The sequence below is a fragment of the Bradyrhizobium sp. 18BD genome, from assembly GCF_054185225.1.
In genome coordinates, this window is sequence record NZ_JAVAYL010000009.1 from 127,999 (window position 1) to 151,313 (window position 23,315).

Genomic DNA, 23,315 nt, shown 5'->3' on the forward strand with positions numbered 1-23,315 from the left:
CCGCGAAATCGACCGTGGAAAAAACGTCCCCAAGCCGGCTCCAGCGTGAACTCTCCGCCGGGATCATCGACCTGATCCGGAGCGAAGGGCTCGCGCCCGGAACAAGGCTTGCCGAGGTCGCGCTGGCCGAGCGCCTCCAGGTCTCGCGCACGCCGGTGCGTGCCGCGTTGAAGCTGCTGGCGCGGCGCAAGCTCGTGCACGCCGGCGCCAGCCGCGGCTATTTCGTCGCCGAGACGACCCCGGCCCCGCACAAGGCGCCGCCAAAACCGAGCCCTGACGACACCGACCGGCTGTTCCTCGCGATCGCGCGCGACCGCCGCGCCGGCCGGCTGCCGGATGAGGTATCGGAGCGTGACCTGATGCAGCGCTACGATGCGACGCGGCCGATCGTGCAGCGCGTGCTCACCAAGCTTGCCGAAGTTGCCGCGGTCCAGCGCAAGCCCGGACACGGCTGGCGCTTCCAGCCGACGCTTGCGGATACGCAGGCGCGCGACGAGAGCTATCGCTATCGCCTGCTGATCGAGCCGGCCGGCCTGCTCGAGCCGGGCTTCCAGCTCGATCCGGCCTGGGCCGCCGAGATGCGCCGGCGGCATCAGGAGATGCTGGCGATGCCATGGAGCGACACGGCCAGCATCGCGCTCTACGAGATGAATGCGGCCTTTCACGAAGGCCTCGCCGCGGCGTCAGGCAATCGCTACCTGCTGGTCGCGGTTCAGCAGCAGAACCGGCTGCGGCGCTTCGGCAACTACGACTGGACCTTCGGCCATGAGCGCGTGATCGTGAACTGCCGCGAGCATCTCGCCATTCTCGACCAGCTCGAAGCCGGCCAGAACGAAGCCGCAGCCGCGCTGCTGCGCCGCCATCTCGAAGGCGCAGCGAAGCTCAAGCGCAGCCCGGCCAATTCCGCTCCATCAAAGATCGCTTAACGACGTGCAAGAGTTGTCATGACCATGAATGCGTTCGCCTCGTCCAACAGTCCCCTCACCCGCGAGGCCATGGAGCCGTTCTGGCTGCCGATGACGCCGAACCGGCAGTTCAAGGCGAAGCCGCGCATCTTCGTCGGCGCCGAGGGCATGCATTACATCTCCGATGACAACAGGCGCATTCTCGACGGCATGGCGGGGCTGTGGTGCGTGAACGCAGGGCATGCGCAACGACGCATCGTCGAGGCGATCCAGGCGCAGGCGGCGAAGCTCGACTTCGTCTCATCGTTCCAGATGAGCCACCCCGCCGCCTTCGAGCTCGCGCGCCGCATCACCGAGATCGCGCCCGACGGGCTGGACCACGTCTTCTTCACCAATTCCGGTTCGGAATCAGTGGACACCGCGCTGAAGATCGCGCGCGGCTATCACCGCGCTCGCGGCGAAGCCAGCCGCATCCGCTTCATCTCGCGCGCCAAGGCCTATCACGGCATGGGCTGGGGCGGCCTGTCGGTCAGCGGCATCGTCCGGCACCGCCGGGATTTCGGCCCGCTGCTTCCGGAGGTCGATCACCTCCCGCATACGCACGATCCGGAGTATGCGGCGTTCTCCCGAGGGCAACCGCAATGGGGCGCGCATCTGGCCGACGAGCTTGCAAAGCTGCTGCAAGTCCACGATCCCTCGACCATCGCCGCCGTCATCGTCGAGCCCGTCACCGGCTCCGGCGGCGTGTTGCCGCCGCCGGTCGGCTATCTCGAGCGGCTGCGAACGATCTGCGATCAGCACGGCATCCTTCTGATCTTCGACGAGGTGATCACCGGATTCGGCCGTCTCGGCGCGGCATTCGGCGCCAATGCCTTCGGCGTGACGCCTGATCTCATCACTTGCGCCAAGGGCATGACCAACGCCGCCGTGCCGATGGGCGGCGTCATCGTCAGCGGCAAGGTCCATGACGCGCTGATGCAGGGGCCAGACAACGCGATCGAGCTGTTCCACGGCTACACCTATTCGGCGCACCCGCTCGCCTGCGCGGCGGGCCTTGCCGCGCTCGACGTGTATCAGGATCTCGGCCTGTTCGAGCGGGCGCGCCGCCTCGCACCGGTCTGGGAGAACCACGCGCACGGCCTGCGCGACCTTCCCCATGTCGTCGATATCCGTAACATCGGGCTCCTGGCCGCGATCGACCTAAAGCCGCGCGAGGGTGCGCCGGGTGCACGCGGCAGCGAGTGCGCCAGCCGCTGCTATGAGGACGGCATCCTGATCCGCGGCAGCGGCGACACGCTGCTGATCTCGCCGCCCCTGATCATCACCGAGGAGCAGATCGCGGACATCTTCGCGGCCATCCGCCGCGCCGTGACCGCGATCGGCTGACGCCGTTCCAGGGGCTCACGCCGGCAGTGCATCCAAATGGCACGCCACCCATTGCTCGCCCTCGGCAGCGCGGAGCGTGGGCTCCTCGGTCCGGCACCGGTCGAACACGAACGGGCAGCGGGTGTGGAAGCGGCACCCGCTCGGCGGATTGATCGGGCTCGGCACGTCGCCGCCGAGGATGATCGGATTGCGCTGGGCGCCCGGCTCGGGCAGCGGCACCGCCGAGAGCAACGCCTTGGTGTAGGGATGCCTCGGCGCAGCAAAGATCTGCCGGCGCGGCGCCACCTCGACGATCTTGCCGAGATACATCACCGCAACACGATGGGTCATGTGCTCGACGATGGCGAGGTCATGGCTGATGAACAGCAGCGCGAGGCCGAATTTCTGCTGCAGGTCCTGTAGCAGATTGACGACCTGCGCCTTGACCGAGACGTCGAGGGCGGAGACCGCCTCGTCGCAGACGATCAGCTCGGGCTCGGCCGCGAGCGCCCGCGCGATGCCGATGCGCTGGCGCTGGCCGCCCGAGAATTCGTGCGGCCGGCGATTCAGCGCCTCCCGCGGCAGCCGCACGGTGTCCATCAGCTCCGTGACGCGGACCTCGAGATCCTCCGCGGACTTGGCGAGGCCGAAATTGCGGATCGGCTCAGCGAGAATGTCGCGCACGCGCATGCGCGGATTGAGGCTGGAGAACGGATCCTGGAACACGACCTGCACGCGGCGCCGCATCTGACGCATGGTGCTCGGATGCGCGTCGTCGATGCGCTGGCCATCGAGGATGACCTGGCCTGCGGTGATGTCGAACAGGCGCAGAATAGCGCGGCCGACCGTCGACTTGCCGCAGCCGGACTCGCCGACCAGCGACAGCGTCTCGCCGCGCGCGATCTCAAACGACACGCCGTCCACCGCATAGACGAATTCGGTTTGCCGCCCGAACAGGCCCTTGTTGATCGGGAAATGCTTCTTGAGGTCGTTGACCTGGAGCAACGGAACACTCATGCCGCAACGGCTCCCTTGGCCGCATAGTGGCAGGCGGCAATGTGGCGCGGGCCCTTCTCCTCCAGCCCCGGCGCATATTGGCGGCAGAGATCGGTCGCGAGCGCACAGCGCCCGGCGAACACGCAGCCGACGATCGGCTTGCGCAGATCAGGCACCTGCCCGGGAATCTCGGAGAGCCGCGTCGCGGTGCCCGCGAGCGAGGAGCCGAGCCGCGGCACCGCACCTAACAGGCCCTGCGTATAGGGATGGCGCGGCGCGCGGAACAGCTCTGCCACCGGCGCCTCCTCGACCTTGCGACCGGCATACATCACCATGACGCGCTCGGCGATCTCGGCGACGACGCCGAGATCGTGGGTGATCAGGATGATCGCGGCGCCGACCCGGCGCTTGAGGTCCAGCATCAGCTTGAGGATCTGCGCCTGGATGGTCACGTCGAGCGCCGTGGTCGGCTCGTCCGCGATCAGGAGCTTTGGATTGCAGGCCAGCGCCACGGCGATCATCACGCGCTGGCGCATGCCGCCAGAGAGCTGGTGCGGATATTCGCGCACCCGCCGTTTCGGCTCGGGGATGCCGACCAGCGTCAGCATTTCGACCGCGTGCGCCTCGGCGGCCTGCTTGTCGAGGCCCTGATGGATCATCAAGGTCTCGCGGATCTGGCGGCCGACGGTGAGCACCGGATTGAGGCTCGTCATCGGCTCCTGGAAGATCATCGAGATGTCGTTGCCGCGGATCGCACGCATCTCGCGGTCAGAGAGTTTCAGGAGATCCCTGCCAGCAAAGCGGATGGAGCCGGCGATCCTGCCGGGCGGCTCCGGCACCAGCCGCATCAGCGACATCGAGGTCACCGACTTGCCGCAGCCGGACTCGCCGACGATGGCGAGCGTCTCGCCTTCGTTGACATGGAAAGACACCCCGTCCACCGCGCGGTTGATGCCGCCGGGCGTGCGGAAATGGGTCTGGAGGTTCTCGACTTCGAGCAGCGCCATCGTGTTCAGCCTCTCGACATCACAGGCTCTTGGCCATGCGCGGATCAAGCGCATCGCGAAGGCCATCGCCGAGCAGATTCACGGCAAGCACGGTGACGGACAGGAACGCGGCCGGGAAGAACACGATGTAGGGCTTGACCTGCCAGAGCGCGCGGCCCTCGGCCATGATGTTGCCCCAGGACGGAATGGTCGGCGGCGTCCCCGCCCCGATGAAGGACAGGATCGCCTCCGTGATCATGGCGCTGGCGCAGATGTAGGTCGCCTGCACCAGCATCGGCGCCAGCGTGTTGGGGAGGATGTGGCGAAGGATGATCATCGGCGTGCGCGTGCCGCAGGCGACCGCCGCGTCCACATAGGGCTGCTCGCGCAGCGACAGCACGACGCTGCGGACGAGGCGCGAGACGCGCGGGATCTCGGCGATGGTGATCGCCAGGATGACGTTGCCGACGCTGCCGCGCGTCAAAGCCATCAGCGCGATCGCGAGCAGGATCGGCGGGATCGACATCAACCCGTCCATGAAGCGCATCAAGATGCCGTCGGCCCAGCGGATGAAGCCCGAGACCATGCCGATCGCGAGCCCCGCCACGGATGCGAAGATCGCGACCGACAGGCCGACCGTGAGCGAGACCCGCGCGCCGAACAGCACGCGCGAATAGATATCGCGGCCGAGTACGTCGGTGCCGAACCAGTAGGCCGCCGACGGCGCCCTTGTGCGTTTGGCGGGCGCGAGCGCGGTTGGATCGACCGTCCAGAGATACGGCGCGAAGATCGCGATCAGCACGAGCACCAGCAGCAGAGCTCCGCCAATCGCGACCGTGGGATGGCTGCGCAGGAACCCGAAGAAGCCGCGCCGGATCTTGACCGGCCGCAGGATGTCCGGCAGTTGCGGCGCGAGGACGAGGCCGGCCGGAAGCGATTGAGGATTGACGGTGGTGTCGGTCAATAGCGGATCCTCGGGTCAACGAGCGTATAGGTGACGTCGATCATCAGATTGACGAGGACGTAGACGAAGCTGAACAGCAGCACGATGCCCTGGATGACGGGATAGTCGCGGCGCAGGATCGCATCGATCGTGAGCCGGCCGAGGCCGGGGATCGCGAACACGCTTTCGGTCACCACCGCACCGCCGATCAGGAGCGCGATGCCGATCCCGATCACGGTCACGATCGGCACCGCCGCGTTCTTTAGCGCGTGAATGAACAGGATGCCGCCCTGCCCCATGCCCTTGGCCTTGGCGGTGCGGATATAGTCCTGCTGCAGCACTTCGAGCATGGCGGCGCGGGTGATGCGCGCGACCAGCGCGATGTAGACGCAGCCGAGCGCGATCGCCGGCAGGATCAGGTTCTCCAGCCACGGCCAGAAGCCTGCGGTGAGCGGCGTGTAGCCCTGCACCGGCAGCCACTCGAGCTCGAGCGCGAAGATGTAGGCGAGCATGTAGCCGACCACGAACACGGGCAACGAGAAGCCGAACACGGCGAAGCCCATGATGACGCGGTCGATCAGGCTGCCGGCCTTCCACGCCGCCACCACGCCGAGCGGCACGGCGACGACGATCGTGAGCAGCAGGGTGACGATCATCAGCGACAGCGTCGGTCCGAGACGCTGCCCGATCATGGTCGAGACCGGCAGGTTGGTGAAGATCGAGGTGCCGAGATCACCGTGCAGGATGCGCCAGACCCAGCTTCCGAACTGGATCAGGAACGGCCGGTCGAGGCCGAGGCTCTGGCGGATGCGCTCCACATCCTCCGGGCTCGCTTGGTCGCCCGCGATCACCACGGCCGGATCGCCCGGCGCGATGTAAAGCAGGCTGAACACGAACAGCGCGACGATTGCCATGACCGGCAAGGTCGCGACGATGCGACGGAGGATGTAGGAGAGCATCTGGCCTCAACGCACGATCAAGCGGACTTCGACACGCCCCAGAACAAGGGCACGGGGCCCTTGGCAACACCCGAGACGTTCTTGCGCCACGCGGTGTAGCTGAGGAAGAAGCCGGTCGGCGCGTAGACGACGTCGTCCATCGCCGCCTTGTTGAGACGACCGATCGCGGCCTTCTCTTCGTCGATGTTCTTGGCCTCGAACCACGACGCGACCTCCTTCTCGGTGGCCGTGCTGGTGGGCCAGCCGAACCATGCCTTGTCGCCGGTAGCGCGGATGGCGGTGTAGGGAGCCGGATTGACGCAATCCGCGCCCGCATGCCAGGTGTGGAACATGTTCCAGCCGCCCTGTCCCGGCGGTGTCTTCTGCGCGCGGCGGGAGCCGACGGTGCCCCAATCGGTCGCCACGAAGTCGACATTCATGCCCAGCTTCTTGAGGAGATCGGCGGTCACGTCGCCCATCGCCTTGGTGATCGGCTGGTCCTGCGCGACCAGGCAGGTCACCGGCTGGCCGGAATAGCCGCTCTCGGCGAGCAGCTTCTTGGCTGCGTCGAAGTCGCGCTTGCCCTTCAGGATATCGCCGCCCACCTCGGTGTAGAGCGGCGTATCCGGCGTGAAGAAGCCGGGCAGCGGCTTCCACAGCGAATTGTCGTCGCCGACGAGCGCACGCATGTAGTCTTCCTGGCTCAGCGCCATCAGCACCGCACGCCGCGCCTTGACGTCGTTGAAGGGCGGATAGAGGAAATTCATCCGGAACGAGCCGATATTGCCGAGCGGATCGCCGATATCGACGCTGATGTTCTTGTTCTTCTTCAGAACCGGAACGAGATCCGCGATCGGATTCTCCCACCAGTCGACCTCGCCGTTCTGCAACGCGGCCGCCGCGGTTGCCGGGTCCGGCATGATCACCCATTCGACGCGATCAATCATCACCTGCTTGCCGCCGGCGAGCCAATCCGGCTTCTCCTGCCGCGGCACGTAGTCGGTAAATTTCTCGAACACGGCCTTTGCACCGGGGACCCACTCACCCTTCGCGAATTTCAGCGGACCGGAGCCGATATACTCCGAGATCTGCTTGAACGGATCAGTCTGCGCGATGCGCTCCGGCATGATGAAGGCGACCGGCGCGTTGTTCTTGCCAAGCGCGAAGAGCAGTTTCGGGAAAGGCTGCTTCAGCACCCATTTGAACGTGCGGTCATCGACGGCCGTGAGCTCCTGCTGGACCGCCTTGATCATCAGCCCCATCGGATCGCGCGCCGCCCAGCGGTTGAGGCTCGCGACGACGTCCTTGCTCAGCACCGGCTCGCCGTCGTGGAATTTGAGACCCGGCCGCAGCTTGAAGGTCCAGGTCGTGCCGTCGTCGCTCACCTGTTCGGACTCGACCATCTGCCGTTGCGGCTGAAACTTGGCATCGATGCCGTAGAGCGTGTCCCAGACCATCGCGGCCGCATTGCGCACGACGTATTGCGTGCCCCAGATCGGGTCGAAATTGGCGAGATTGGCCTGCGGCACGAAGCGCAGGGTCTTGGCCGCTGCGCCCTGTGCGATCGCAGGGGCCGAGATGCCACCCGTCAATGCCAGACCGCCCGCGCCAGCCAGTCCCTTCAATACGGTCCTGCGATCCATGAAGTCCTCCCAGTAATGCCGTGATGCCGGCCAATCGTTGGCCAAGGGCAAGTGAAACCGAGCCCATTGGCTTGCAAATGGTATGCCAGTAAATGCGCCCTCGCCAGCGGGATCTTGCCGACTTTCGGGCCAAACCAGGTTGATTTGACCATGGCTTCAGAGAGCAGCCGCGAGCGCAGGTCCGGTCTCGATATGGGGGATCGCCTCGACCAGCTTGCGCGTGTAGTCGGTCTTGGGATTATCGAACAGCGCCCGGCTCTCTCCCTGCTCCACGATGCCGCCGTTGCGCAGCACGATGGTGCGGTCGCACAGCATGCGCACCACGTTGAGATCGTGGCTGACGAACAGCAGTGCGATGTCGTTCTCGCGCCTGAGGCGATCGAGCAGTTGCAGCACGACGGCCTGCACCGAAACGTCGAGCGCGGCGGTCGGCTCGTCCAGCACCAGCAGCCGCGGCCGGCAGGCGATGGCGCGGGCGATGCCGACTCGGGCCTTCTGTCCGCCGGAGAGCTGGTGCGGAAACCGCGGCAGCAGATCGAGCGGCAAGCCCACCCGCTCGGCGCATTCTTCCACCCGCTTGCGCAGCACATCGCCGGCACGCATGCCGTCGAGCCGCATCAGCGGATGGGCAATGCAGTCGAAGGCGGTGAAGCGCGGATTGAGGCTCTCGTTCGGGTCCTGGAACACCATCTGGATGTCCTTGCGGAAGCGCGAGCGATGGAAATCGCGCGACGCGACATGGCCGATCGACTGTCCGTCGAACACGATGTCGCCTTCGCTCGGGTCGATCAGGCGGCAGATCATCCGTGACGTCGTGCTCTTGCCGGAGCCGGATTCGCCGACGAGGCCGACGCTCTCGCCGCCGGCCATCGTCATCGAGAAGTCGGCAACCGCCGCAGAGCCCTGGTCGAAACGTTTTGCAAGTTTCCGCACCTCCAGCAGCGGCGGCGTGCCGTGCGCAGGCTCCTGCCGGGGCTTGATCACGACGGCGGCGGCGCGCTCCCGCTCCTCCTCCGTGACGAGATCCTCGATGCGGGAGGTCGCGGTCGGCGATGCCGCCACCAGGCGTTTCGTGTAAGCGTGCTGCGGCGCGGTGAAGAGTGTCTTGGAACTCGCCTCCTCGACGATACGCCCGCGCTCCATCACCGCGATGCGGCGGCAATAGCGTGCCGCGAGGCCAAGGTCGTGCGTGATCAGGATCGTCGCCATGCCGCGTGCGGCGGCGATGTCCGCCAGCAGATCCATCACCACCTTCTGCGTGGTGACGTCGAGACCGGTGGTCGGCTCGTCCGCGATCAGGAGCGCGGGATTGCAGGAGATCGCGATCGCGATCATTACGCGCTGGCACATGCCGCCGGAGAGCTCGTGCGGATAGGCGTTCATCCGCGTTTCGGGATCGCGGATCTGGACCGCGCGCAGCAGGTCGAGCGCTTCGGCGCGCGCGGCGTCTTTCGAGATGCGCTTGTGGGTGAGGATCGCGTCCGCGATCTGCAGGCCGATCGCCCGGATCGGATTGAGCGCCGCCCGCGGATTCTGGAAGATCATCGACATCGCGGCGCCCTGGAGATGACGGAGGTCATCGCCCCGGAGCTTCGTCACATCCTGCCCGCGGAACAGGATCTTGCCGCCGGTGACGCGGCCGGCCGCATCGAGCAGCCGCGTCGTCGCAAAACCGGTGACCGATTTTCCCGAACCGCTCTCGCCGACGAGGCCGAGCATCTCGCCCTTCCCGACCGAGAGCGTCACGCCGCGCACGGCCTCGACCAGGCCGCGCCGCGTCGAGAACGCGACGTGGAGGTCCTCGATGCTGAGCAGATCCTCGCTCATGTACGCATGCGCGGATCGAGAATGTCCCGCATCCCGTCCCCAAGGAGATTGAAGCACAGCACAGCCATCATCAGTGCAAGGCCCGGAAAGGCCACCAGCCACCAGCGTCCCGTCGAGATGAAGCGCGCGCCTTCGGCGATCATAATGCCCCATTCCGGCGTCGGCGGCTTGACGCCGAGGCCGATGAAGGACAGGCCGGCCGCATTCAGGATGGCCCAGCCGAGATTGAGCGAGATCTGCACCGCCATCGCCGGCAGGATGTTCGGCAGCAGGAAACGCAGCACCACCGAGAAATGGCTCTCGCCGCAGGCGCGCGCGGCCTCGACCCAGCCGACATTGCGGCGGACGTTCACCTCGGCGCGCGCGAAGCGGATGTAGAAGGGCAGATTGATGATCGCGGTCGCGATCACGATGTTCTCGATCCGGTTGCCGAGGGCAGCGACCATCGCCATCGCCAGCACGAACAGGGGAAACGCCATCATCACGTCGACGAAGCGGCCGACGCCGCGATCGAGCCGGCCGCCCGCATAACCGCAGAAGGCGCCGACGACGGCGCCGATCACGAAGGAGATGCCGACCGCGGACACCGCAATGGCGAGGTCAAGCCGCGCGGCGATGATGAGGCGGCTGAACACGTCGCGGCCGAGCTGGTCCGTGCCGGCGAGATGCGCTGCGCTCGGCGGCAGCAAGGCCTCCGAGACGTTGGAGACCACGGGATCGTAAGGCACGATCCACGGCCCGAAGATCGCAAGCAGGACGAATAGGGTCACGCCGGCCGCGGCGACCGCCGTGAGCGGATTGCCGCGCAAAATCCAGACCGAGTGGCGAAGGGTGGCGCTGGTCATTCGATCGACACCCTGGGATCGGCGATGCCATAGGCGACATCGACCACGAGATTGACCAGCACGAACAGGCTGGCCATCAGCAGCACAAAGCCCTGCACCGGCGCATAGTCGGAGGACAACAGCGCATCGAGCGCGTAGGACGCAACGCCCGGCCAGGAGAACACCTTCTCCACCAGAACATTTGCGCCCAGCATGGTCGAGAACACGATGCCGGCGATGGTGATGACGGGCAGGATCGCGTTCCTCAACGCATAAGTGACGACGACCTTGTGCCAGGACAATCCGACCGAGCGCGCGGTGCGCACGAAATCACTGCCGAGCGACACCAGCATCGAGGCCCGCGTAATCCGCGCCAGCGGCGCGATCACGAACAGCGCCATACTCACCGCCGGCAGGATCAGCTGCTTGCACGCCGCCCACCAGCCTTCCATGTCACCGGCCAGCAGGAAATCGATCGAGAGGAAGCCGGTGCGCTGCGGCGGCAGCGAGGTAAAGACGTCGATCCGCCCGGTCGGATCAGGCGCAAGCCCGAGCAGATAGTAGAACACGTAGATCAGCAGCAGGCCCGAGACGAAGGTAGGCACGCAGACGCCAAGCGCGCAGAATAGCCGCACACCATGATCGACGACCGACCCTGGTCTGAGCGCCGCGATCACGCCGAGCGGCACCGCCGCGATCAGCGCGATCAGCAGCGCGGTGAAGGTCAGCTCGAGCGAGGCCGGCAGCCGCTCGCGCAGATCCTTCAGCACCGGCTGCCCCGTCATCATGGAGCGGCCGAGATTGCCGTGGCCGATGTCGGAGAGATAGTAGACGAGCTGCTCCGGCACCGACCTGTTCAGCCCCATCTGCTTGCGGATCTGCTCGATCTCCTCCTTCCCGGCATTGGGCCCCGAGGCGAAGAACACCGCGGGGTCGCCGGGCAGGACGCGCATCAGCAGGAAGGTGAAGACCAGCACACCGAACAGCGCCGGCAGCGACGACAGAAGCCGCCTGCCCGCCCGTACCAATGTTGCACCAAGACCGGTCGTCACCTTTCAGAGCTCCTCTTTGTGGATGTCACTTGCGGCTGACGTCGCGATAGTCGACCTGGCGGTGGAACTCGTAGGTGTAGCCCTCGATCGACGCCGCCATCACCGCATCCTGGTTCGGCTGCCACAGCATGATCTGCGGCATCAGGTCGGCATGCATCGCGTTGAGCTTGCGGCCCGCTTCCTCATACTTCGCCTTATCCGGCTCGAAGCGAGCTTCCTGCGCGATCGCGGCAAGGTCGGGATTGTTGATCGAGCTGTAGTTCCAGCGCTGATTGCCGGTGTAGAAGTTGCGGTAGAAATAGTCGGTCGACGGCAGCCAGGCGACGATGCCCTCGGTGAAGAACGGCAGTTTCTTCTCGTTGATCTGCGTCGACATCTGCGCATCCGGCAGCTTCTGAATGTCGACCCTGATCCCGATCTTCGCAAGCGATTCCTTCACCAGCGCCGCCATCGGCTCGGCGGTCGAGGCCTGGCCGACGTTGAAGCTGAAGGTGGTCGAGAAGCCCTCCGGCAGGCCCGCGGCCTTGAGATATTCCCTGGCCTTGTCGAGGTCGATCTTCACCGGCTGCTGGAACGGATAGGTGCCGTTCAGCGGTTTGCCGTCCGGCCAGGTCGCGCCGAACAGCGGCGCGCCGCGGCCGAACAGAGCGGCCTTGAACATGTCGCCATAGGGCAGCGCGTAAGCGATGGCGCGGCGGACATTGACGTTGTCGAACGGCGGCATCTGGTTGTTCATCGAGACATAGGTGATCGCGTTGTATTGCGGCGTCGAGATCACCTTGAGCTTGCCCTTGGCCTCGAGCGACTGCACGTCGCTAGCCTGGAGATCGACGACGATATCGGCATCGCCGCGCTCGACCAGGTTGGCGCGGGTCGCCGGCTCCGGCACCGACTGCACGATCACGCGCTTGAAGAAGGCCGGCTTGTTGGCCGAGCCGCGGTTCCAGCTCTCGTCGCGCTTGAGGATGACCTGCTCGCCGGGTTTGAAGGTCTCGACCGTATAGGCGCCGCTGCCGGCAGTATGCTCCTTCAGCCATGCGGTCGCCCAGGGATCATCCGCCGTCGCGTGCTCTTTTGCCACTTTCGAATTGATGATCATCGGGTAGACGGTGGCGAGATTGGGCAGCGCCAGCTTGTCCGGCTTAGGCAATGTCACCTCGATCGTCAGGGGATCGATCACCTTGAACTGATCGGCCGACGTCAGGGATCCCGTCAGCAGCTGCGCCTTGCCGAGGATCGGCGCGGTGACGCAGCGATCGAGCGACCATTTCACATCTTCGGCCGCGACGGGCGAGCCGTCCTGGAACTTGGCATCCTTGCGCAGGCGGAAAGTGAGCTTCAGACCATCGGGGCTGACGTCGTAGGATTCGGCGAGTTCGCCGGTGATCGTGTCGAGATCGAACACCCATTTGCCGTTGAGTTGCTTGCGACCGAACGCGACCAGCCGGTCATAGGTGCTCATGCTCAGCGCGAAGGACTCGCGCGTCGAGCCGGGAATGTTGGGATCGAGCGTATTGACCGATGCGCCGGTGACGTAACGCAGTGTCTCCGCCCGGGTTTGCGCCTGCGAAGGCGCGGTCGCGATGAGCAACAGCGCAGTGGTGGCGAGGACTGAGGTCGCGGACCTGAAAGACACAAAACGCATTCGTTTTCCCCAAGATTTTGGCAAGAAACGCCGGCAAAGGCTGGTCAAGAAAGAAGCAAATTGCGCGCCAATCTCATGGCTCGTTCATGGAGGCGCGTCGTCGCGGCGGTGCATGGTTGATCATCATTGCTCCTCCATTGTTCGCGCCGGCCGCGCAACCACGGCCTGCGGCACGTCATAGGCGCTGAGCGAGGCCCAGTGACGCTCGACATCGGCGCGAAACAGGCCGCGCGTGAGGCCATTCACGAGCTTCGGCACCGCGGTCGTCATCGCATTGATCGACGATCCCGACGGACCGAAGCTCATGGTGGAGGCGATCGCGAAGAGATGGATGTCAGAGATCCACGGCGTCGCGCCCGGCACGCGCTCGGTGAAGGCGTAATCGTCGGCGAGATAGGGAAAGCGGCCGAGCCGTTCGTTGCGTTCGTCTGCCGGCGGCTGGTAGCGATCGGCCCAGGTCGCGATATTGCCGGCAAACCGGCTGAGTTCGCCGCGCCCGGCAAAGTCCATGTCGATCCCGGTGCCGCAGATGACGAAATCCGCAATGATCGAACCGCGCGGCGTCTCCAGTTCAACGCCGGCGACCGTCTGGCGCGCGGCCTCGAGCGGGGCGCCCTCGTGCAATGTGAAATTGGCGTGACGCGCGCAGCGGTCGTAGGTCGGCTGCGGAAAGCCCTCGCGCATTTCCAGGACCTTGCGCATGAAGCGCCACCGCCAGGCATCGTCGAGATCGCTGAGATGACGCAGGAAGCCGCGAAAGGTCAGCCAGCGATAAGGCTGGATCACCTGGATTTTTGTACGACGGCAGAGCAGATGAACCTCGGCCGCCCCCGCCTCCAGCGCAGTCGCCGCATTGTCGAAGGCGGAGGCGCCGGCACCGATCACGGCGACGCGCTTTCCGCGCAGGCCCTCGAAGTCGATGTCATCGGCGACGGTTGCGACCGAGCTTGCCGGCAGATCGCGCAACTGCTCCGGAATCATCCAGTCGCCCATGCCCTCCTGCCCCGTCGCGAGCACGATCTTGCGGGCATAGAGCGTTTCGACCGTGTCGTCGCGCTTCACGCGCGCAGCGAGCAGGCCATCGGGGGCTTGCGCAATCTCCAGAAGCTCGCAGCCGTTGCGCACGGGCATGCCGATCGTGCGTCGCAGCCAGAGCAGATACTCCGCCCAATGCTCGCGCAGGATCAGGTTCAGCGTCTGCCAGCTCTCCTTGCCGAAGCGCGCCTCATGCCAGGACTGATAGGTCAGGCTGGGGATGTCGAGGTCCGGACCGGTGTAATCCTTCGGGCTGCGCAGCGTCGGCATGCGGGCGTAGGTGAGCCACGGGCCCTCCTTCCCTTCCTCGGCCTTGTCGAGCAGCAGGATGTTGCTGACGCGGGAGCGCATCAGGCCGAAGCCGATGGCAATGCCGGACTGGCCGGCGCCGATGATGAGCACATCGAGCGCGGGCCTGCCGTCCGGTCCCGTTTTCGGTTCGAGCCATGCGGCGTGGGGATGCGCGATCCGGGCAAGATCGGCGCGAACGCATGCTTCGAGCTCTGTCAGCGCCTCACTCATGCCGCGAGCCAACCTCCGTCGACCACCGCCACGGTCCCGGTCGTGAACGAGGACGCATCGCTCGCCAGATGCAGCGCGGTCTGCGCGATTTCTTCCGCCTGGCCGAACCGCTTCATGGCGTGGCGGTTGCGGGAGGCTTCGCGCACCTCCTCCGAATTCGCGTGACGGGCAAAGCTGCGGCGGAGCATCGGCGTGTCGATCGCGCCGGGCGCAATCGCGTTGACGCGAATGCCGTCGGTAGCAAAGTCCACAGCCATCGTCCGCGTCAGGCTGACGATCGCGCCCTTGGCCGCGATATAGGCGCTGTTGCCCTTGCCGCCGGCGATCGCGAGCTGCGACGCCAGCGTGATGATCGAGCCGCCCTTCTGCCGCTGCATGTGCGGCACCGCGGCCCGCGCCCACAGCCAGGTGCCGCCGACATTGGCGCGGAACACCGCGTCCCAGTCATCAGGGCTCGTCGTCAGCACCGTGCCGCCGCAGGAGAAGCCGGCCGCGGTCATGAGGACGTCAAGACGGCCGTGGCGCGCGATGACCTCGCCGACGACTGTCTCGGCGAATTTGGCATCGCCGACGTCGCCGACATGCGTTGTCGCTTCGCCAACCAGATCCATCGTCTCGGCGAGACCCGCAGCATCCCGATCGACCAGCGCGAGTTGCGCGCCTTCTTCCGCAAACAGCTTTGCGCTGGCGCGGCCGATGCCGGAAGCTGCTCCCGTGATGATGGCCGTGCGCCCTTGCAGCCGCATCTCAGATCCACTCCTTGTGCTCGGTCAACCAGGCGTTCATCGCGGCGGCGGACTCGGCGCAGCCGAACCGTGCGCGCCAGCCGAACTCGTCTTCCATCCGGTTGATCGCGAGCGGCGCGCGATGCCGCCCGTGCAGCTTGATGACGGTCTTCTCTCCGGCCGCTGTGAGCCGGCACTCCAGGCCGGGATTCAACGCAGCAAAGGCTTCGCCCCATTGCAGCGCCGGCCATAAACCGCCGCGGGAGATGTTGTAGAGCCGGTGACGCGGCTTCTCCGCTTCGATCAGGATCGCGACAGCCTCGGCCGCGTCCGGCGCATAGATCCAGTCCCTCATACCCGGCTCGGGCATGAGCGCCGCCTCGCCGCGCGCGAACGCGGCCAGGATCTGGTACTGGAGGCTCGGCGTATCGCGCACCGAGCCGGGCCGCTCCCACGGGCCGAACACGGCACTCAGCCGCACGCTCAGGAAATCGCCGCCGAAGAGTTCGGCATGCCGCGCGACCGATCGCTCGGAAGTGAATTTGCTGATGGCGTAGAACGAGACGGGATCGCAGGGCGTGTCTTCGCTCAGGATCTCGACCCGCCCACCCGCAGCGCCATAAGCCGAGGCCGACGACAGATTGACGACGCGGCGAACGCCATGGCGGATCGCGGAGAGCAGGATCGGGATCTGCGCCATCACGTTGATTTCGAGCACCCGTGCGGTCGATGCCCGCTCGAGCTCGTCGCCCGCCGTGATCGCCGCACCGAGCACGATCGCATCGCAGCCCTCGGCGATGAGGGCGTCGACCGCCTCCGCGTCGGTGATATCGCCCTGCACGGCCTTGAGCCGCGCGCCGTAGTCGGCAAAAGATCGCCGCGCGGATGGCGGCAACTCCGCGCGGTCATGCAGCGTCACGTCGTGGCCGCGCGCCAGCAGCGCCTCCGCGACATTGAGACCGACAAAACCGGCACCGCCGAAGATGATGACCTTCATCGCGCGCGATCCATCATCACAGCAGCTTTGCTCCAAAATTCCGTTCCGGATCCATGTCGGCCACGAGCCGGCCGGTGGGCTTTGCCGCCTCACCGCCGCTGCGCGCCAGGAATTTTCCGCTGCCGGCGGACGCGAGGCACTTGTTGCCGTCGACGATGACGCGGCCGCGCGACAGCACCGATACCGGCCAGCCCTTCAGCTTGCGGCCCGCGAACGGCGTGTAGCCGGCGAGGTCGTGCATCATCTCGTCGGCGATCACGGTCTCGCGATTGGGATCCCAGATCGCGATGTCGGCATCGGCGCCAACAGCGATCGAGCCCTTGCGCGGATGCAGATTGTAGATCTTTGCGGGAGCGGTCGCGGTCAGCTCGACGAACTTTTCGAGGCCAAGCCGGCCCTTCGACACCATCGCGTCGAACAAGAGCGGCAGGCGCAGCTCCAGGCCCGGCAGGCCGTTGGCGACCTGCTTGAAGTTCGGATTGGGGCCGGCGCGCAGCTTGCCGGTTTCGTCATAGCGGTACGGCGCGTGGTCCGAGGAGATGGTCTGGAGATCGCCGAGCGACAGCGCCTGCCACAGCGCCTCCTGGTCCGCATGCGTGCGCGGCGGCGGACTGCACATCCACTTGGCGCCTTCCGAACCGGGCTTGTCGAGATCGTTCGCGGTGAGGAACAGATATTGCGGACAAGTCTCCGCAAAGACCTTCAGCCCCTGCCCGCGCGAGTCGCGGATCACCTTGGCGCCCTCGGCGGTCGAGACGTGGAAGATCATGATCGGCTGGTCGATCAGCGCCGCCATGCCGATCAGCCGGGTGAAGGCCTCGGCTTCCGACACGCGCGCATGACTGACCGCGTGGTATTTCGGCATGGTGTAGCCGCGCGCCAGCAGGCGCTTGACCATCCAGGCGATGATGCCGTGATTTTCGGCATGGGCGCACAACATCGCGCCGGACTGGCGTGCGGCAAGGAGAATGTCGAGCAGCGGCTCGTCGTCGACCTTGAGCCGGTCATAGGTCATGAAGATCTTGATCGAGGCATGACCCTGCTTCACCAGCGCCGGAATGTGCTCCTCGACCGTCTCCTTGGTCGCATCCGCGATGATCATGTGAAAGGCGTAGTCGATCACGGCGCCCTTCTTGGCGAGCGCGTGATAGTCCTCGACGACCTGCGGCAGCTTCATGCCGACATGCTGGGCGGCGAACGGGATCACCGTTGTGGTGCCGCCGAAAGCGGCAGAAACCGTCGCGCTCTCGAAGCTGTCGGCGTTCATGATGCCGGCCGCTGAGAGCTGCTCGATATGGGCGTGGCTGTCGACGCCGCCGGGCAGCACCAGCTTGCCGCGCGCGTCGATCTCGCGCTTGGCCGCCGGCAGCCCGCGGCCGATCGCCGCGATGGTCTCGCCGGAGATGGCGACATCGGCCTCGAACACATCGGTCGTGGTGGCGACACGGCCGCCGCGGATGATCAGGTCGTAAGTGGGTTCAGTCATGAGGCACTCCATGATATGCCTGAGCCAATTGATCGCCCTCTTGCAGGAAGACCAGCATGTCCCGGCCGCGTATTCTCGTCATCAATCCGAACTCCAACCCTGCGGTCACGCGCGGGCTGGAGGAAGCGTTGAAGCCGCTCGGCTTCGAGGGCGGCCCCGAACTGGTCTGCCAGTCGCTGGCCGAGGGGCCGTTCGGCATTGAAAGCCAGGCCGATGTCGACGGCGTCGCCATGCCGCTGCGCAAACTGGTCGAGGGTGACAACAGCTCGGCCGCCTTCGTCATCGCCTGCTACAGCGATCCCGGGCTTCAGGTCTGCCGCGAAGGCACCAACCGTCCCGTGTTCGGCATCGCCGAGTGCGGCGTGCTGACGGCGCTTGCCCGTGCCGAAACATTCGGCGTCATCGCGATCGCGCAGCGCTCGATCCCGCGCCACATGCGCTATCTCAGGCAGATGGGACTGACGGAGCACCTTGCCGGCGAGCGCCCGCTCAACATGAGCGTTGCGGAAACCGCCTCGGGCGAAGGCACACTGGCGAAGATGATCGAGGTCGGCCGCGCGCTGCGCGACGAGGACGCCGCCCGCGCCATCGTGATGGGCTGCGCCGGCATGGCGCGCCACCGCCGTCCGCTCGAGGACGCGCTCGGCATTCCCGTGATCGACCCGACACAGGCGGCCGTCACCATGGCGCTGGGTGCGGTGCAATTCTCGGCTCACTAGGCGTCCTTCAGCTCTTTCCCGTCCTGGCGTTCGAGCCATTGCGCATGGCTCTCGCGCGACAGCGCAAACGTATCCCGCTGCGTCGTGTAGAGATTGCCGAACATGCGGCCGATCGGGCGGTAGGCGTCGAGATCGACATACATGTTAGCCTCGTCGACGAGACCGTCGCGGGCGTGAACCCTGAGCACCTCGCCGACCAGCAACTCGCGATCCGGCGAGAAGGTCAGCACGACATGACGGCGGCATTCGAGCGCGAAAGGCGCGGCCGCAAGCCGCGGCACTTTCACATCGACGGATGGAAGCGTCGCCAGCCCCGTTGCCGCGACTTCGCTGTCGCCGGAGGGGAAATCGACGGCGCAGTCGTTCATCGCGCCCGACAGCGACTCGTCCACCATGTGCACGACAAACTCGCCGTCGCGGTGGATGTTACGCGTCGTGTCCTTTGGCGAGTGATCCGGCTTGTGTTGCAGACCGAGCACGATCAGCGCCGGGCTCTCGGAGAACACGTTGAAGAAGCTGAACGGCGCGGCATTGACCGCCCCGTTCTCGTCCAGCGTCGTCACCAGCGCGATCGGCCGCGGCACGATCACGCCGCAGAGCAGCTTGTAGCGATCGCGCGGATCAAGCTCGCGCAGGGATATGCCCGATGTGCCCTTGTCCGCCATCTACATCACTTCTCCGGCGGCGGCACCGCGCCGGTGCGGCTGGTGATCAGGCCGTAATGCTCGACGCGGCGATGCGCCGCAAAGTTGAAGATCGTGGTCTTGCCGAAGGTGGTGGCATCGAGGTCGCAGGCGTGAACCAGAAGCTCGTCTTCCTCCGTTTTGGCCTCGGCGACGATCTCCCCGTTGGGATCGACGATCAGGCTGCCGCCGAACAGCGGATGGCCGTCCTCATTGCCGGCCTTGGCGACCGCGACGACCCAGGTTGCGTTCTGATAGGCGCCGGCCTGCACCGAGAGGCGGTTGTGAAATAGGCGCTTCTCGACGCCCTCCTCGCTTTTCTCGGCATTCACGGACGGTGTGTTGTAGCCGATCAGCACCATCTCGACGCCCTGCAGGCCCATGACGCGATAGGTCTCGGGCCAGCGCCGGTCGTTGCAGATCGCCATGCCGATGATGCCGCCGAGTTCGCGCCAGACGTTGAAGCCGAGATCGCCCGGCTCGAAATAGCGCTTCTCCAGATGCTGGTGCGACCGCTTGGTGTCGTATTCGACATGGCCCGGCAGATGGACCTTGCGGTATTTGCCGACGATCTTGCCGGACTTGTCGGTCAGGATCGCGGTGTTGAAGTGGTGGCCATCGGGCGTCAGCTCCGCATAGCCGAAATTCATCGCCATCTGATGCTGCGCCGCACGATCGAACAGCGGCTTGGTCGCCGCGTTCGGCATCTCGCGCTCGAACCAGATGTCGGCCTCGGCCCGGTCCTCCGAATACCAGCGCGGGAAGAACGTCGTCAACGCCAACTCTGGATAGACGATGAGATCTGCGCCCTTCGCCTTGGCCTCGTCCATCAGCGCGATCATGCGCTTGACCACGGCCTCGCGGCTGTCGGCCTTCTGGATCGGGCCCATCTGGGCGGCGGCAACGGTGACGATACGCATCAGCGAGTTCCTGATTTCTTCACAAGTTTCTTGGTGAGGCTGGCGATCGCAGCTTCGGGGGTGTGCCGGCGCGCGCAGCATAACGCGGTCTTGCGCCGTTTTTCCAGCCAAGCAGCTTTCATGCCGTCCGCCCCCATTCGGCATCCTGCAAAAGCCGCCAATTGATCTTGTTGCTCGCGGTGCGCGGCAGCTCGTCGACGAAGACGACGGCGCGCGGCGCCTTGTAGCTCGCCATCGCCTCGCGCGCCCAGTTCACGATTTCGTCCGCCGAGGTCGTTGCGCGCGCGGCTTCGTCCAGCACGATCAGTGCCTTCACCGTCTCGCCGCGATAATCGTCCGGTGACGAGACGATGCAGCACTCCCGAATGGCGCGGTTCTGGTACATCGCGGCCTCCACCTCGGCCGGCCACACCTTGAAACCGCTGACATTGATCATCCGCTTCAGGCGGTCGACGGCGAAGAAATAGCCCTGGGCATCGCGATAGCCGAGATCACCCGTGCGCAGGAACCGCTTTCCGGAGATTTCGATGAAGGATTCGGCATTCGCCTGCTGCCTGTTCCAATAGCCCTGCAGTACCTGCGGCCCGTGCACGACGATCTCACCCACGACATTGTCGTCGAGCTCGATCAGGCTATCAGGATCGACGACCCGCGCATCGGTTTCCTGCACGGCAATGCCGAGGCACTGCCGCTTCGGCGCGGCCATCGGGTTGATGTGGGTCGGCGACATCGTCTCGGTCATGCCGTAGCCCTCGACGAAATCAAGACCGAAGCGGCTCTTCAGCCGCTCCGCCACCGCAGTCGGCATCGCTGCACCGCCTCCGGTCAGCACTTTCAGCCTGGCAAAACAGCGGTCGCGGAACCGGGCACTGGCAAGCACGTCGACGATCATGGTCGGCGCCGCGTTCCAGAACGTCACGCCATAGGTCTCGAACAGATCAGGTAGAAGATCCTTGTCCCAGCGCGCCATCAAGAGCAGCGTGGCGCCCGCGACCATCGCTGCATTCATCGAGCCCTGCATGCCCGCGACGTGGAACAGCGGCATGAAGCCGGTCATCACGTCGTCGCCGCCCATGCCATACCAGCGTGCCTGCAGAACAGCGGTGAACAGCGCGCTGCGATGCGTATGCATGCACGCCTTGGGCTTTCCTGTTGTCCCCGAAGTGTAGGGCAGGATCATGAGATCGTCCGGCCCTGCACTCATCGCAGCGGGGACAAGGCCTTGCGCGATCGCGGATGACCACGAATGCCAACCCGGCAAGGACGGCACGGCCGATGGCGCTTCGGTCACGCAGGACGGCAGCGTATAGGGCGTGGCGGCCGGCACCTCGTCGCGATATTGCGCGACAATCGCATCGGTGACGGCATTGCCCACCAGCGGCGCAAAGACATCGCTCAGCTCGCTGCCGATGATCGCAATCCGGGCCCCGCTGTCTTCCGCGAGATAGGCGATCTCGGCGGTCTTGTTCATGGGATTGACCGGTACGATCACGGCATCGGCCCGCATCACCGCATAATAGGCGACGACATATTGCGGCGAGTTTTGAAGCGCGATCATGACGCGGTCGCCGCGCTTCACGCCACAAGCGTGTTGCAGGAAGCCGGTCAGGGCATCGGCCCGCGCGCGCAATTCGGCATAGCTCAGGCTCGCGCCGTAAAACACCGTCGCCGGATGTGACGGGCGCGCTTGCGCGGCGCGCGCCAAGGCATCGTACAGCGTCCCCTCCGGCATCGCGAGATGCCAGGGCTCGTCCGCCGGCCAGGCCGGCGATCGACGCGACGCTGCGTGGTCCGCGTTCACCCGTGCTCCTCGTCGGCGATATCGAGACCGTGGTCGAGCGCATCGAGCAGCAGCGTCGCCTCGCGCTCGGAGATCACGAGCGGCGGCGCCAGGAACAGCGAGGTCTGCTCGCCGCTGGTGCCGATCACCGCGCCCGCCTCCAGCGCCCGCGCCGCGACACGCGAGGCGATCGGCACCTCCGTGGTATCGGCGTGCCAGGTGCGCCAATCCGGACCGTGCAGCTCCACCGTCCAGTGCAGCCCCTGCCCGGCCACGCGCTGCACGCTCGGATGCTTTTGCGCGATCGCGAGCAGACGGCGGGTGAACAGCTTTTCGAGCATCTGCACGTGCTCCAAAATCTTGTCGTCAGTGACGACCTTCAGATAGGCGCTGACGGCCGCCATGCTGATCGGATGACCGCGCAACGTGCCGTAATTCTGCCAGCTCGCGCCCTTGAGCCGCTCGACGATGTCCTTGGACACCACCACCGCAGCGACCGCGGCGGCACCGCCGCCGAGCGATTTGCCGAGCGTGACGATATCCGGGCGGCTCTGGGCGCCCTGGAACGCGAACCAGCGTCCGGCGCGGCCCGCGCCGGTGACGACCTCGTCCGCGATCCAGTACGAACCGGCCTCTCGCGCACGCTTCGCCACCTCGTCCTGATAGGCGCCGTCGTAATAGATGCCGCCCTGGGTGTAGTCGATGATCGTCGCCGCCGTATCCGAGAGCAGCCGCGCGGCATCGGCGAGATATTCGCTCGGCGGAGTGTTGTTGGCGGGAGCCCCATAGATCGCGCCATCCGGCGCCGGCAGAATCCGCACCGGCGCCATCGGCGCCGGCAGCTTTGAGCCGCCTGCGTGCACCGCAAGGCCGCCGTGCCATTGCGGCTGCACGGTCATGCTGCGCGACAGGCCGGTGATGCCGTGATAGGCGCGTTCACGCGTCGCCAATGCGGAGCGCTGCGTCAGCGCCTGGCAGAGCGACAGCGCCATGTCGTTGGCCTCGCTGCCACTGATACAGAAGCGCACCGCGCCGACCCAATCGTCTTCGCCTTGAAACGCCGTGGCCATCAGGTCGTCGGCGGCCTGCTCGCGGCCGACCCAGGTCCACCCCTCATTGACGACGGGTGTATCCGCCGCGCGGCGGATCGCCTCCACCATCGCGGGATGACGATGGCCGAGGCCGCCGCCGGTGTTGCTGCCGTCGATCAGCTTGCGGCCATCCGACAGATGGAAGTAGACGCCCTCGCCGCCGACCACGGCCATCGGCGCGCTGTCGCCCGCGTTCAAACCGGTTCGCAACAATCTGCTCATCGCGGGTCCCC

The 23,315-nt window shown here is 65.9% G+C and carries 20 protein-coding genes; 3 read left to right on the forward strand and 17 right to left on the reverse strand.

Annotation, left to right across the window (positions count from 1 at the left end; translation table 11 throughout):
* Positions 1-14 precede the first annotated feature (14 nt).
* Positions 15-926, forward strand: coding sequence for a GntR family transcriptional regulator (locus RAD16_RS18100; protein WP_458159248.1), 912 nt, complete (start codon positions 15-17; stop codon positions 924-926).
* Between the two features lie 18 nt (positions 927-944).
* Positions 945-2,291, forward strand: a complete 1,347-nt coding sequence (locus RAD16_RS18105; RefSeq protein WP_458159249.1) for an aminotransferase class III-fold pyridoxal phosphate-dependent enzyme — start codon at positions 945-947, stop codon at positions 2,289-2,291.
* A gap of 15 nt (positions 2,292-2,306) precedes the next feature.
* Here RAD16_RS18105 and RAD16_RS18110 read toward each other — a convergent pair whose 3' ends face one another.
* The 13 genes from RAD16_RS18110 to hydA form a co-directional block, all read right to left on the reverse strand.
* Positions 2,307-3,287 carry an ABC transporter ATP-binding protein gene (locus RAD16_RS18110; RefSeq protein WP_458159250.1) on the reverse strand — a complete coding sequence of 327 codons (981 nt, stop codon included), beginning with the start codon at positions 3,285-3,287 and terminating at the stop codon, positions 2,307-2,309.
* A complete protein-coding gene (locus RAD16_RS18115) occupies positions 3,284-4,273 on the reverse strand; it encodes an ABC transporter ATP-binding protein (protein ID WP_458159251.1) in 990 nt (329 codons plus the stop codon). Before RAD16_RS18115 ends, RAD16_RS18110 begins: the two co-directional genes overlap by 4 nt.
* Before the next feature lie 19 nt (positions 4,274-4,292).
* A complete protein-coding gene (locus RAD16_RS18120; RefSeq protein WP_458159252.1) occupies positions 4,293-5,216 on the reverse strand; it encodes an ABC transporter permease in 924 nt (307 codons plus the stop codon).
* Positions 5,213-6,154: an ABC transporter permease gene (locus RAD16_RS18125; RefSeq protein ID WP_458159253.1), complete on the reverse strand. Its 942-nt coding sequence runs from the start codon at positions 6,152-6,154 to the stop codon at positions 5,213-5,215. Before RAD16_RS18125 ends, RAD16_RS18120 begins: the two co-directional genes overlap by 4 nt.
* Positions 6,155-6,171: 17 nt before the next feature.
* Positions 6,172-7,776 carry an ABC transporter substrate-binding protein gene (locus RAD16_RS18130; protein WP_458159254.1) on the reverse strand — a complete coding sequence of 535 codons (1,605 nt, stop codon included), beginning with the start codon at positions 7,774-7,776 and terminating at the stop codon, positions 6,172-6,174.
* A gap of 156 nt (positions 7,777-7,932) precedes the next feature.
* A complete protein-coding gene (nikE, locus tag RAD16_RS18135) occupies positions 7,933-9,603 on the reverse strand; it encodes a nickel ABC transporter ATP-binding protein NikE (protein WP_458159255.1) in 1,671 nt (556 codons plus the stop codon).
* Positions 9,600-10,448: an ABC transporter permease gene (locus RAD16_RS18140; protein ID WP_458159256.1), complete on the reverse strand. Its 849-nt coding sequence runs from the start codon at positions 10,446-10,448 to the stop codon at positions 9,600-9,602. Before RAD16_RS18140 ends, nikE begins: the two co-directional genes overlap by 4 nt.
* Complete coding sequence (locus tag RAD16_RS18145) at positions 10,445-11,479, reverse strand: ABC transporter permease (RefSeq protein WP_458159257.1); 1,035 nt, start codon at positions 11,477-11,479, stop codon at positions 10,445-10,447. Before RAD16_RS18145 ends, RAD16_RS18140 begins: the two co-directional genes overlap by 4 nt.
* Positions 11,480-11,504: 25 nt before the next feature.
* Positions 11,505-13,124, reverse strand: coding sequence for an ABC transporter substrate-binding protein (locus tag RAD16_RS18150; protein ID WP_458159258.1), 1,620 nt, complete (start codon positions 13,122-13,124; stop codon positions 11,505-11,507).
* Between the two features lie 123 nt (positions 13,125-13,247).
* Positions 13,248-14,681, reverse strand: coding sequence for an NAD(P)-binding domain-containing protein (locus tag RAD16_RS18155; protein WP_458159259.1), 1,434 nt, complete (start codon positions 14,679-14,681; stop codon positions 13,248-13,250).
* Positions 14,678-15,427, reverse strand: a complete 750-nt coding sequence (locus tag RAD16_RS18160) for an SDR family oxidoreductase (RefSeq protein ID WP_458159260.1) — start codon at positions 15,425-15,427, stop codon at positions 14,678-14,680. The genes RAD16_RS18155 and RAD16_RS18160 overlap by 4 nt, the downstream gene beginning before the upstream one ends.
* A gap of 1 nt (position 15,428) precedes the next feature.
* Entirely contained in the window at positions 15,429-16,403 is a 975-nt protein-coding gene (locus RAD16_RS18165) for an NAD-dependent epimerase/dehydratase family protein (RefSeq protein WP_458159261.1), read from the reverse strand.
* 16 nt (positions 16,404-16,419) lie between these two features.
* Positions 16,420-17,889: a dihydropyrimidinase gene (hydA, locus tag RAD16_RS18170; protein ID WP_458159262.1), complete on the reverse strand. Its 1,470-nt coding sequence runs from the start codon at positions 17,887-17,889 to the stop codon at positions 16,420-16,422.
* A 56-nt stretch (positions 17,890-17,945) separates the two neighbouring features.
* Here hydA and RAD16_RS18175 point away from each other — a divergent pair, with 56 nt between their 5' ends.
* Positions 17,946-18,608, forward strand: a complete 663-nt coding sequence (locus tag RAD16_RS18175; RefSeq protein WP_458159263.1) for an aspartate/glutamate racemase family protein — start codon at positions 17,946-17,948, stop codon at positions 18,606-18,608.
* Here RAD16_RS18175 and RAD16_RS18180 read toward each other — a convergent pair.
* From RAD16_RS18180 to RAD16_RS18195, 4 genes are all read right to left on the reverse strand, one after another.
* Entirely contained in the window at positions 18,605-19,273 is a 669-nt protein-coding gene (locus tag RAD16_RS18180) for a flavin reductase family protein (protein WP_458159264.1), read from the reverse strand. The genes RAD16_RS18175 and RAD16_RS18180 overlap by 4 nt on opposite strands.
* 5 nt (positions 19,274-19,278) lie before the next feature.
* Complete coding sequence (locus RAD16_RS18185; RefSeq protein ID WP_458159265.1) at positions 19,279-20,211, reverse strand: N-carbamoyl-D-amino-acid hydrolase; 933 nt, start codon at positions 20,209-20,211, stop codon at positions 19,279-19,281.
* Between the two features lie 118 nt (positions 20,212-20,329).
* Entirely contained in the window at positions 20,330-22,012 is a 1,683-nt protein-coding gene (locus tag RAD16_RS18190) for a long-chain-fatty-acid--CoA ligase (RefSeq protein WP_458159266.1), read from the reverse strand.
* Positions 22,009-23,304 (reverse strand): aminotransferase class III-fold pyridoxal phosphate-dependent enzyme, encoded by a 1,296-nt coding sequence (locus RAD16_RS18195; protein ID WP_458159267.1) that lies wholly within the window; start codon positions 23,302-23,304, stop codon positions 22,009-22,011. The genes RAD16_RS18190 and RAD16_RS18195 overlap by 4 nt, the downstream gene beginning before the upstream one ends.
* Between the last annotated feature and the right edge of the window lie 11 nt (positions 23,305-23,315).